Raw genomic sequence first — 10612 nt, 5'->3', positions numbered from 1 at the left:
TTCCGGGGAGGAATTTAGATGACCGCCCCCGCCATCCATCTCTGGCGCCTGCTCAAATGGGGCCGGATCCTCGCGCGCCACGGAGCGCTCAAGGGCATCGAGCGCGACCCAAACACGCCCGCGCGCGTCCGCCGGCTGGTCAGGATCGCGCGGTTCGGGGCAAGGGTGCCCAAGGTTCCGCGCTATGCCGACGCCTTTCAGGCGATCGGTCCTGCCGCGATCAAGCTCGGCCAGACGCTGGCGACTCGTCCCGATCTGGTCGGCGAGGAAGCCGCGCACGATTTGATGCGCCTGCAGGATGCGCTGCCACCGCTGCCTTACGCGACGATCAAGGCCGCGATCGAACGCGGGCTGGGCCGTCCGGTCGAAGACGTGTTCGCGTCGATCGACGAAGTTGCGGTCGGTGCCGCTTCGATCGCCCAAGTGCATCGCGCGGTCACGCCAGACGGGCGCCAGGTTGCGGTCAAGGTTTTGCGACCGGGTGTCGAGGACGATTTCATCCGTGCGATCGACACCTATCAATGGGCCGCGGCGCAAGCCGAGGCGCTGGGCGGCGAACTTGCCCGTCTGCGCCCGCGCCTCGTGATCGAGACGTTCAAGCGCTGGACCTTGCGCGAACTCGATTTACGGCGCGAGGCGGCCTCCGCATCCGAACTCGCCGAATCGATGCGCGCCGAGCCCGATTACCAAGTCCCGGCGATCGACTGGCAGCGGACCACCGGCAGCGTGCTGACGCTCGAATGGATCGACGGCATCAAGCTGACCAACCGCGAGGCGCTGATCGCCGCCGGGCACGATCCCAGCCGGCTTGCCTCGATCCTGGTCAACGCTTTCCTGCGCCAGGCGATTTCGGAAGGATTCTTCCACGCCGACATGCATCAGGGGAATTTGTTCGCGACTCCCCAGGGGCATATCGCCGCGATCGATTTCGGCATCATGGGACGGATCGACCGGCGCGCGCGCGTCTGGCTGGCGGAAATCCTCTACGGACTGATCACCGGCAATTACCAGCGCGTCGCGGAGATCCATTTCGAGGCGGGATACGTGCCCCCGCACCACAATGTCGCCGAATTCGCGACCGCGTTGCGCGCGGTCGGCGAGCCGATGCGCGGCCTGCCGGTCAAGGACATGTCGGTCGGGATGATGCTCGACGGACTGTTCCGCATCACCCGCGACTTCGATATGCAGACTCAGCCGCACCTGCTGCTGCTGCAGAAGACCATGGTGATGGTCGAGGGCGTCGCCACCAGCCTCGATCCCGAGATCAACATGTGGGACACCGCTGCGCCCTTCATCCGCGAATGGATCCGGACCGAATTGGGCCCCGAGGCGGCAATCGGAGACCGGCTGATCACCGACTTTCGTACGCTGATGCGTCTGCCCGAACTCATCCGCAACATCGAGGCGCGCTTCCCGTCGCCCGGCGGCGCGCCGCCTGCGCCGCCGCTGCGCGAGATTGAGGTCGTGCGCCTGGGCGGCGGCTGGCGCTATGTCGCAGTCGCCGTGCTCAGCGCCGCGATCTCGGTCGCGGCGACGTGGTGGTTCCTCCACTAATGGCGCTGTGGCTGGCCGAACCTTCGCGCTTCGCCGGCCTGTCGAAAGGCAAGGCGCGGCTCGCGCTCGTCGGGCTGGTCCTGCTGCTCCTCGCGACGCTGAGCGCGCTCACCGTGCCCAGCCCGCCGGCAGTCAGCGGCGATTCGGCCAAGCGGAGCGACGATCAGGCCGATATCGTCCTCTACGAAGCGATCGTCGACGGCGTCCGTCATGGTGGCAATTATTACGAGGTCGCCGCGCAGGAATTGCGGCGGGGCGATTATCCTCTGCGCCCCTTTGTGACCTTCCGCCTGCCGACGCTGGCCATGGTCCAGGCGCTCATGCCGCATTGGGCGGTAGTCGGCCTGCTCTGGGCGCTCGCCGCCGGTGTCATGGTGGCGTGGTTCAATCGTCTGCGCCCCGCTTTCGCGCGTCCGCCACCCTTGTTCATCGCGATGGTTCTGCTCGCGGGCGGCATGGGCGCGTTCATCCAGGCCGATCTTGCGGCCTTTCATGAGGTCTGGGCCGGGCTGCTGATCGCGCTCAGCCTGGCGGTGCGCCGCCCCGGCCATTGGGTCGCCGCCGCGGGGATCGGCGCAATCGCTCTATTGATCCGCGAAACCAGCGCGCTCTATGTCGGGATCATGGTGATGCTCGCCTGGCTCGAAGGCGATCGGCGCGAAGCGCTGGGATGGGCCGGCGGGCTCGTTCTGCTGGCGGTCGCCGTCGCCGCGCATGCTCACGCCGTCGCGCAGGTCGTGACCCCGGTCGACCCCGCCTCGCCCGGCTGGGCCGGCATGCTCGGCTTCGGATTCTTCGTCGAGGCGCTGACCTTGTCGACCGCGCTCCGCCTCGCGCCGATGTGGATCGCGGCATTGCTGATGGGGTTCACCTTATTCGGCTGGGCGGCGTGGCGCGACTTGACCGGCATCCGCGCGCTGGCGACTTTCACCGCTTATGCCGCGTTGATCGGCCTGTTCGGGCGGGTCGACACCTTCTATTGGGGGCTGATGGTGGCGCCTGCGATCCTGATCGGCTTGGCCTTCGCGCCTGATGGGCTGAAGGACCTGATCGCCGCTGCTTTCCCCAAGCGTCGCAAGATTACGGTCACGAGGCTCACTCCATGAAGCGCATCCTGTTGATCGTCGGCGGCGGCATCGCAGCCTACAAGGCTTGCGAGCTGATCCGGCTGGCGAAGAAGGCGGGGATCGGCGTCAAATGCGTACTGACCGACGGTGGCGCGCATTTCGTCACCGCGATGACGCTCGGCGCACTGTCCGAGGAACAAGTCTATACGACCCTCTGGAATCTCAAGGACGAGACCGAGATGGGGCATATCCAGCTCAGCCGCGAGGCCGATCTGATCGTCGTCGCGCCGGCGACCGCGGACCTGATGGCTAAAATGGCGGCGGGGATCGCGGATGATCTAGCGACGACATTGCTGCTCGCAACCGACAAGAAGGTGCTCGCCGCGCCCGCGATGAATGTGCGGATGTGGACGCATCCCGCGACCAGGCGCAACGTCGCGACTCTGCGGGAGGATGGCATTACGGTGATGGAGCCGGACGAAGGCGCGATGGCCTGCGGGGAATATGGGCCGGGGCGCCTGCCAGAATCACCAGCGATATTGGCGGCGATCCTCGAGAAATTGGCAGGGTGATTCCCTCTCCACCCTCACCCTTCCCACCGCCTCCGGCGGCGGGCCCCTTACCTCTCCCGTTGGGAGAGGGAGGGAGCGGCGAAGCCGCGGAAGGGTGAGGGTCGATAGGTGCTCGCCGGCCGCCACATCATCGTCACCGCCGGCCCGACCCACGAGCCGATCGACCCGGTGCGCTACATCGCCAACCGCTCGTCCGGGAAACAGGGATTCGCCATCGCCGGTGCGCTGGCCGCGCGCGGCGCCCAGGTGACCTTGGTCGCCGGTCCGGTAATGCTGCCCACGCCGCCGGGCGTTGATCGGGTAGACGTCGAGACCGCGCTCGAGATGAGCGAAGCGGTTGATGCCGCCCTCCCCGCCGATGCCGCGGTGATGGTTGCCGCCGTCGCGGATTGGCGCGTCGCCCCATCCGCGCAGAAGATCAAGAAAGGCACGAGCGGCCCGCCTGTGCTCCGCCTGGTCGAAAACCCCGACATCCTCGCGACGCTCGCACGCGATCCGCGCCGCCCGCGCCTGGTCGTCGGCTTCGCGGCCGAGACCGAGCATGTGGTCGACCACGCCCGCGCCAAGCTCGCTCGGAAAGGCTCGGACTGGATCGTCGCGAACGACGTGTCGGGCGACGTGATGGGCGGCGATGCCAACAGCATCCACATCGTCTCGGTCGACGGCGTGGAGAGCTGGGAGAGATTGCCCAAGGATGAGGTCGCCGCGCGCCTGGCGGATCGGATCGCGGCCGCGCTCGCTTAAAGCGCCAGCGCCATGAATACCGTACCCGGCGGCGTGGGTGCGTAATAAGCCTCGATTCGCTCGAACCCGAGCCCTTCGTACAAGGCGATTGCGCTCGTCATCGACGGCAAGGTGTCGAGCCGGATCTCGCGATACCCGCGATCGCGCGCCGCCGCGATGACCGCTTCTGCCAGCGCGCGGCCGAGTCCCATGCCCCGGGCCTCAGGGAGCAGAAACAGCCGCTTCATCTCGCAAACGCTCTCATCCAACGGGCGCAGCGCGATGCAGCCGAGCGGTTCGCCGGCCTGGTCCCGCGCGAGCAGCAATGCTCCTTTAGGTTCGGCATATTTGCCGGGCAATCCGGTGAGCTCGGCGGCGAAATCCTGATAGGCGAGGTCTACCGGCAGCGAAGCCGCATAGCCTTGGAATAACGCGCGGACGGCCAGCAAGTCGGTTGGCGTGACGGCGGGATCGATCCGGAATTTGTTGAGCATCGCTTTATAGTGGCGTTGTCCCCGCCGCCGTTGCAACTCCCCTTTCCCCGTCGCCGTCCGCCCCCCTACAACGCGCGCATGAATTCGATTCGGATACGCTGGATCGCGGCGACTGCCGCCATTGCGTTGGCAAGTACGGCGATCGCGCAGACGCCGCTCGGCGAGCCCTATAGCCGAGCGTTCGGCGCGGAGGCGCCTGCCGATGTGAAGACGTTGGTTTTCGTCCTCCATGGCGATGCGCCATTCGCCAAGCCGTCCTATCATTATACCTTTGCGGCCGAAGCGTCGAAGCTGCCCGGCGTGCGTGCGATCGGCATTCTGCGGCCGGGCTACGAAGACAAGGACGGCGATATCTCGCCCGGCGTTCGCGGACTGACCACCGGCGACAATTATACGCCCGATCGGGTAGATGCGATCGCCCGTGCCATGGCGGATATCGAAGCACGCTATCCGCGCGCGCGACATATCGTCGTCGGCCATTCCGGCGGCGCCGCGATCGCCGCCGATTTGGCAGCATTGCGCCCCGATCTGGTCGACGGGGTATTGCTCGTCTCCTGCCCATGTGACCTGCCCAAATGGCGCGCGTTCATGAAGAAGAAGATGCCGCAAGCGCCGTTCGACCGGCCTGTCGATAGCTATAATTCGATCGCGCTCGTGCCCCGGCTCAGTCCCAGGCTCGCGCTGTCGATGATGGTCGGATCGGCCGACGATATTGCGCCCCCCGACCTGACCCAGGCCTATGCCGCCGCCGCTCGCGCTCGCGGCATCCCTGTCGACTTGCGCATCCTGCCCGGCAAGCCGCACGACATCCTCAACGAGCCCGAGGTGATCCCGGCACTTCGCGACCTTATCGCAAAGGTGAACAAGATCAGATGACTTCGCCCATTCGTATCGCCGTCAAGCGCCTGTCCCATGGGGAAGGCCTGCCATTGCCCGTTTATGCTACCGCCGGCGCCGCCGGGATGGATGTCGTCGCGGCCGAATCCCTGACGCTGGCGCCCGGCGCCCGCCACGCGGTCGCGACCGGATTCGCGATCGCCATTCCCGAAGGTTATGAGGTTCAGGTCCGTCCGCGGTCGGGCCTGGCGCTCAAACATGGCGTGACGTGCCTCAACACCCCCGGCACGATCGACCATGACTATCGCGGCGAAATGAAAGTGATCCTCGCCAATCTTGGCGATCAGCCGTTCGATATCGGCCGTGGCGATCGGATTGCCCAACTCGTTCCGGCCCCGGTCCAACGCGCGACGCTGGACGAAGTGGCCGAACTCGACGACACTGATCGAGGTAGTGGCGGATTCGGTTCTACTGGTCGATAATCAGCGAATGATGTTCGGACTCTTCCTGCTCTTCCAGGCGGCAGCGGCGACGGCCGTCCCGACGGCTGTCCCCAGCGACTGGTCGAAACTGCCCGACCTCCGGCTGGCGACGACGCCGGATTATGCGGCGATCATGACCAAGTTCGTCCATGACGAGGTCGCGGCCGGCCGGTGTGCCGCGCCCGCCCCGGTCGACGGCAAGACCAGCATCAAGGTCGATATGGTGGTGCTCGTATCGGCGGCGAACGGCGAGGCGGTGAAGATCGTGCCGCGGGCAATCAACTGCCCCACGGTCGAGCAATTTGCCGCCGGCGTCGTTCAAAAGGCAGCGCGTGGCAATATCGCCGGGGCCCCGCCCACCGCCGACAGCTGGTACCATACCGGCGTGACCCTTACATGGGGGCCGTGAGCCTCTCGCCGACGACCCTTTCCGATACCGACCTGTCGCGGTTCGCCCGGCATATCGTCTTGAAGGAAATCGGCGGCGCCGGGCAATTGGCTTTGCGGCGCGCGCACGCCGTGGTGATCGGCGCGGGCGGGATAGGGTCGCCGGCGCTGCAATATCTCGTCGGCGCCGGGATCGGGCGCATCACGATCGTCGACGACGATGCGGTCGATCTCTCCAATCTCCAGCGCCAGACCTTGTTCGGCACCGCCGATATCGACGCGGCCAAGACCGATGCCGCGGCGACCGCGCTCGCCAGGCTGGATCCCGATGTGATCATCGATAGCCGCCGCATCCGCATCGATCCGGACAACGTACGCGAGATTCTCAGCGGGGCCGATGTCGTGCTCGACGGTACCGACAATTTCGCGACGCGCCTGACCGTCGCCGACGCTGCGCTGGCACTGCGGATGCCGCTGGTGTCGGCTGCGGTCAGCCAGTTCGAAGGCCAGCTCGGCGTCTATCGCGGCTGGGAAAGCGACAAGCCTTGTTATCGCTGCTTCGTCGGGCACGATCCCGAGCGCGAGGGCGTCAGCTGCGCCGATGTCGGCGTGCTCGGCGCGATGGCGGGCGTGATGGGCAGCCTCGCCGCGCTCGAAGTCGTCCGGGCGGTCGTGCCGTTCGGCGAGGACACCGCCGGCACCTTGCTGCTTGCCGACGGTCTGTCGCTCAGATTTCGCAAGATCCGCCTGCCCAAGGATCCGGGCTGTCCGGGCTGCCGGACTTAAAGCGTATCGATGAACTTCCGCACCGCCGGACCTATTTCCGGGCGGTCGAGCGCCAGCGCGATGTTCGCCTGGATATAGCCGGCCTTGTCGCCGCAATCGAAGCGGCGCCCGCCGAACTTATAGGCATGGAACGGCTGGCCGCCGATCATCTGCGCCATCGCATCGGTCAGCTGTATTTCGCCGCCCGCGCCTTTCCCTTGCGTTTCCAGAACCCGCATCACTTCGGGCTGCAGGATGTAGCGTCCGGGAATCATCAGGTTCGATGGCGCGGTGCCGAGCTTGGGCTTTTCGACCAAGGCGGTTACCTCGACCAGGTCGCCGTCCTGCTTGCCCGGTGAGATGATGCCATAGCGATCGGTCTCTTCCGGCGGGACCTCGTAACCGCACACCAGATTGCCGCCGACGCGATTATAAGCGTCGACCATCTGCTTCATGCAGCCGGGCTGGCCGACCATCAGCTCGTCGGCCAGGAAGATCGCGAACGGCTCGTCGCCGACAATGTCGCGCGCACACCATACCGCATGCCCCAGCCCCATCGGCTCTTGTTGGCGCACATAGGCGACGGCGCCGGGCTTCAGGCGCGTCTGGTGGAGTATTTCGAGCGACTTGCCACGCTGGGCCATCGTCGATTCGAGCTCGTAAGCGATGTCGAAATGATCCTCGATCGCCGACTTGCCGCGGCCGGTGACGAAGATCATCTGTTCGATCCCCGCCTCCAGTGCCTCGTCGACCGCATATTGGATCAACGGGCGATCGACGATCGGCAGCATCTCCTTCGGCAGCGCCTTGGTCGCAGGCAGAAATCGGGTACCGAGCCCTCCGACGGGAAACACGGCCTTGCGCAGCGGCTTGATCGACATTCACTTCTCCTGGCGGGCGCGCATAGGGCCCTGCGCGGTCCGCGAAAAGCCCCGATCGACGATCCGGCGGGCCGCTCGGCCGATGCGCGCGGCCGGACTGGTCAACAGATAGAGTGGCCGAGCGGCTCGGGGTAGCGGCAGCGCCAGGGCGTCCGCCGTCGACACCCAGCTGCTCCAGGCAACGTTGGCGAGATATCTCGGCGTCGTCTTGAGTAGGAGCGCTGATGCATGGCCGATCAACATGTAACGCCACGGCGCGTCGGCCTGCCCGGCGAGTTCGTCGCGGCCCCGCATCAGACTGTCAGACAAGGCGACCAGCCAGCGCACCCGCCGCGAGCGCCCGACATCGGCAGGAACCCGCACTCCGAAGATGCGCGCGACCTGGAATAATGCCAGGTCCATCGCCCGTTGTACGCCATCGCGGCGCGCGCGGACACGGAGCGCGGCGATGGCTTGGTCGTCCATCGCTGCCAGTATGGCGTTGAAGTCGGCTAGCCACTTGAGCCGCGCCCAACCGTGCCTTGCACCGTGAACGGCAAGGTAGACCATGAGCTGCTCCTCGCGGAGCGTCGGCAGCGCATGGCCCGCAACCGTCACGTGACGAACGTCGCGCGCCAAGTCAGGCTCGGCCACAAGCCCCTTGATCGAGACCGCGCGCCAGTGGAGGTCGACCACCGCGTGATTATCTGCATGCACCAGAGTGCATTCCTTGACCATATCGATCAGCACCGGCAGCCGGTTGGAATCCATCGGCCCGGGCGGGGAGGACAACTCGTATCCAGCCGAGTTGAGCAGACCGAGTGCCGCAGGAACGTCCACCAAGCTGATGAGTAGGTCGTTGTCTAAAGTCTGCTTGATTGTCTGATCGCCATAGGCGAGTTGGCCGAGTGCCGCGCCCTTGAGGAACAGGTGAGGTAAGCCCGACGCCGTGAGCAAGCCCGAAAGTCGCGCTGCCTCGTCGATCAGCAATAGATTACGTGCCACCAATCTGTGTCGTTCGTTGGCGAGTGCTGGTGGGATCGGGAGGGCAGCTGCTCCGATCCCGCGATGGACTAGGCCTGCGACCCGGTGACGCCGCGCGAGTCTCACTAGTCGCCTCCGGTCGATCGCTGACGTGAACGCATGCTGAATCGCGCCTGGATCGGTCGGCCAACGACAGCAAGCCGCAATCAGCTCGAATTCAGGCGAAGCCGTAAGCGCGCCATCCCCGCCCATCATCGCCTTCACAGCCCTTTAAAATTCCAAAAAGCTTGCCCTTGTCTTCCCCAGAGAACAAGAACCTTCTCAGTTCGGTCGATTCGTTCGCAATTCGAGTGTCGTAGGAAATGTGCTTCAGTTCCGTCGGAGCGCTCCCGTTAGCCGCGATGGCAGAAATCCTCACGAGCAGCGAGTCAACGCGCTTGGCGATAATAGGGCAAAAGACGTTGTGCCAAAATTTTGATAGCGGACGCATTTCCGCATTCACGTCAATCAGCGTTCCAGATCCGGCAGATGTCTAACGCTCTTGTTCAGCGCCGCGAGCGAATCGCGAGGATCGTAGATCCCGACGCATGGATGATGCGGGACCGATATCAGGAATTAATCGAGAGCGGAGGCCCACCGCTACATAACGAAGAAGAGCGCGCTGCCTATGTTCGATCGGCAAGGTACCGCGCTGAAGCCATCGTAGCAGCTTCCCTCGTCAAAGCTGACGCTATTGAGGCGACCTCCGCTCAGGGCTTTTCAGAGGAGGATGTGGAGATCGCCGCATGTGCGATTGCGGCCGGGCACGGATTGAGGGAAGAAGACCGTAACGATGATACGATGGCACTGTTTCGGATGAGTGCCCGCATTGCTCTTGTGACCGTCTTGAGAAGAAGGCCGGCAGGTTGACGATAGAGGCACCTCCCGTTGGCCCTGTAGCGGGACTCGGGTCGGCCGACAGGATCAGGACTGCTCAACTACAAAAAGCGGGGCCAAGAGCACTTGCGTGCTCTTCATGATCGCCACTGCTCAGGCACCAATCATGCCGAATTCCCACGACGCTGCGTTATTCAGGTGGTCAAGAACCATCGATATCCCATCTCGATTCCAATCGCAGTGAGGATGCCGCTGGCATAGGCGCCGGTATCAATGCCGATGCGATTGTGTCGCTCTTCGACGACCGGACTGATCGAATGGCCATGGACTACCACGGTTCCGTGGCTGCCTTCGAAATCGAGGAACCGTTCGCGTATCCAGCGCATATCCTCGGGTTTTTGCCGATCGATTGGTACGCCAGGCTTCAGACCTGCATGAACGAAACAATAGCCTCCAACGACCAAGCTATTAATCATCCGATGAAAAAACACCGCGTGCTCATCCGGTACGCGTTTGGCGAAGTCTTCGCACAGCGACAACGTGTCGCCGGAATCGATCAGAGCTTGGGGAACGCCGTAACTCCTCATGGTCTCCCTTCCGCCGATGCGCATCCAGAAGCGCGCCGCGTCCAGACTGCCGGCGAGCATTAACTGCAACACCTCCTCGTGATTTCCCATGAGGAACGCTGGCTGTTTTTTGCCCCAATCACGGTTCAATAAATGGTCTACAACTTCCTTCGATTCCGGACCGCGATCAACTAGGTCGCCCAGTAGGATAACCCGCGTATTAGCGGCGGGACGAGCTTCATCATCGCGATCGACCGCATCGAGCAACGCAGTTAACAAATCATATCGACCATGGACATCGCCGATCGCGTAAATCCGCTCGCCAGGTGGCGCGTGAGCGCTTGACGAGACCGAATTTCCTTTATCCCCGCTACCGAATAAAGTCTTAAACCGCCGGCCAATCATGACCCACCTTGCCCGGCTACAAACGTGTCGCGAATATCCA

The 10612-nt window shown here is 64.3% G+C and carries 11 protein-coding genes and 1 pseudogene; 8 read left to right on the top strand and 4 right to left on the bottom strand.

Features of this window, described 5'->3' with window-relative positions; genetic code table 11:
- The first annotated feature begins 18 nt into the window (after positions 1-18).
- The 3 genes and pseudogenes from ubiB (at position 19) to SPR01S_RS02985 (ending at position 3937) form a co-directional block, all read left to right on the top strand.
- Entirely contained in the window at positions 19-1554 is a 1536-nt protein-coding gene (gene ubiB, locus SPR01S_RS02995; protein ID WP_066584690.1) for a 2-polyprenylphenol 6-hydroxylase, read from the top strand.
- Positions 1539-2660: a hypothetical protein gene (locus SPR01S_RS02990; RefSeq protein WP_245661843.1), complete on the top strand. Its 1122-nt coding sequence runs from the start codon at positions 1539-1541 to the stop codon at positions 2658-2660. The genes ubiB and SPR01S_RS02990 overlap by 16 nt, the downstream gene beginning before the upstream one ends.
- Positions 2657-3937, top strand: a pseudogene (locus SPR01S_RS02985) (bifunctional phosphopantothenoylcysteine decarboxylase/phosphopantothenate synthase). Before SPR01S_RS02990 ends, SPR01S_RS02985 begins: the two are co-directional and overlap by 4 nt.
- Here SPR01S_RS02985 and SPR01S_RS02980 read toward each other — a convergent pair.
- On the bottom strand, positions 3934-4410 hold the full coding sequence (locus SPR01S_RS02980; RefSeq protein WP_066584686.1) for a GNAT family N-acetyltransferase: 477 nt from the start codon (positions 4408-4410) through the stop codon (positions 3934-3936). The pseudogene SPR01S_RS02985 and the gene SPR01S_RS02980 sit on opposite strands and share 4 nt — an antisense overlap.
- A gap of 78 nt (positions 4411-4488) precedes the next feature.
- Here SPR01S_RS02980 and SPR01S_RS02975 point away from each other — a divergent pair, with 78 nt between their 5' ends.
- The 4 genes from SPR01S_RS02975 to SPR01S_RS02960 are packed head-to-tail and all read left to right on the top strand — an operon-like array spanning position 4489 to position 6902.
- Positions 4489-5286, top strand: coding sequence for an alpha/beta fold hydrolase (locus SPR01S_RS02975; protein WP_066584682.1), 798 nt, complete (start codon positions 4489-4491; stop codon positions 5284-5286).
- Positions 5283-5729 (top strand): dUTP diphosphatase, encoded by a 447-nt coding sequence (gene dut / locus SPR01S_RS02970; protein ID WP_066584681.1) that lies wholly within the window; start codon positions 5283-5285, stop codon positions 5727-5729. Before SPR01S_RS02975 ends, dut begins: the two co-directional genes overlap by 4 nt.
- Positions 5730-5739: 10 nt before the next feature.
- Positions 5740-6138, top strand: coding sequence for a hypothetical protein (locus SPR01S_RS02965; protein WP_169803361.1), 399 nt, complete (start codon positions 5740-5742; stop codon positions 6136-6138).
- Positions 6135-6902: a HesA/MoeB/ThiF family protein gene (locus SPR01S_RS02960; protein WP_245661842.1), complete on the top strand. Its 768-nt coding sequence runs from the start codon at positions 6135-6137 to the stop codon at positions 6900-6902. The genes SPR01S_RS02965 and SPR01S_RS02960 overlap by 4 nt, the downstream gene beginning before the upstream one ends.
- Here the strand turns inward: SPR01S_RS02960 and galU are convergent.
- Complete coding sequence (galU, locus tag SPR01S_RS02955) at positions 6899-7762, bottom strand: UTP--glucose-1-phosphate uridylyltransferase GalU (RefSeq protein WP_066584673.1); 864 nt, start codon at positions 7760-7762, stop codon at positions 6899-6901. The two genes, SPR01S_RS02960 and galU, sit on opposite strands and share 4 nt — an antisense overlap.
- Entirely contained in the window at positions 7763-8977 is a 1215-nt protein-coding gene (locus tag SPR01S_RS02950; protein ID WP_245661845.1) for a nucleotidyltransferase family protein, read from the bottom strand.
- Positions 8978-9253: 276 nt separating this feature from the next.
- On the opposite strand from SPR01S_RS02950, the gene SPR01S_RS21790 reads away from it, so the two are divergent.
- Positions 9254-9634, top strand: coding sequence for a hypothetical protein (locus tag SPR01S_RS21790; RefSeq protein WP_066584666.1), 381 nt, complete (start codon positions 9254-9256; stop codon positions 9632-9634).
- Between the two features lie 161 nt (positions 9635-9795).
- Here SPR01S_RS21790 and SPR01S_RS02935 read toward each other — a convergent pair whose 3' ends face one another.
- Positions 9796-10572 (bottom strand): metallophosphoesterase, encoded by a 777-nt coding sequence (locus SPR01S_RS02935; protein ID WP_084250891.1) that lies wholly within the window; start codon positions 10570-10572, stop codon positions 9796-9798.
- Positions 10573-10612 lie beyond the last annotated feature (40 nt).

Origin of the sequence: Sphingomonas pruni NBRC 15498 (assembly GCF_001598455.1) — a bacterium.
Lineage (GTDB): Bacteria > Pseudomonadota > Alphaproteobacteria > Sphingomonadales > Sphingomonadaceae > Sphingomonas > Sphingomonas pruni.
The sequence above is the reverse complement of the archived record's forward strand: the minus strand, read 5'-3'. Positions and strand labels throughout refer to the sequence as shown.

Coding starts and splice junctions, on each gene's coding strand:
- SPR01S_RS02965 (WP_169803361.1), top strand. CDS start 5,740: ATGTTCGGACTCTTCCTGCTCTTCCAGGCGGCAGCGGCGACGGCCGTC.
- galU (WP_066584673.1), bottom strand. CDS start 7,762: ATGTCGATCAAGCCGCTGCGCAAGGCCGTGTTTCCCGTCGGAGGGCTC.
- SPR01S_RS02950 (WP_245661845.1), bottom strand. CDS start 8,977: ATGGGCGGGGATGGCGCGCTTACGGCTTCGCCTGAATTCGAGCTGATT.
- SPR01S_RS02975 (WP_066584682.1), top strand. CDS start 4,489: ATGAATTCGATTCGGATACGCTGGATCGCGGCGACTGCCGCCATTGCG.
- SPR01S_RS21790 (WP_066584666.1), top strand. CDS start 9,254: ATGTCTAACGCTCTTGTTCAGCGCCGCGAGCGAATCGCGAGGATCGTA.
- dut (WP_066584681.1), top strand. CDS start 5,283: ATGACTTCGCCCATTCGTATCGCCGTCAAGCGCCTGTCCCATGGGGAA.
- ubiB (WP_066584690.1), top strand. CDS start 19: ATGACCGCCCCCGCCATCCATCTCTGGCGCCTGCTCAAATGGGGCCGG.
- SPR01S_RS02935 (WP_084250891.1), bottom strand. CDS start 10,572: ATGATTGGCCGGCGGTTTAAGACTTTATTCGGTAGCGGGGATAAAGGA.
- SPR01S_RS02980 (WP_066584686.1), bottom strand. CDS start 4,410: ATGCTCAACAAATTCCGGATCGATCCCGCCGTCACGCCAACCGACTTG.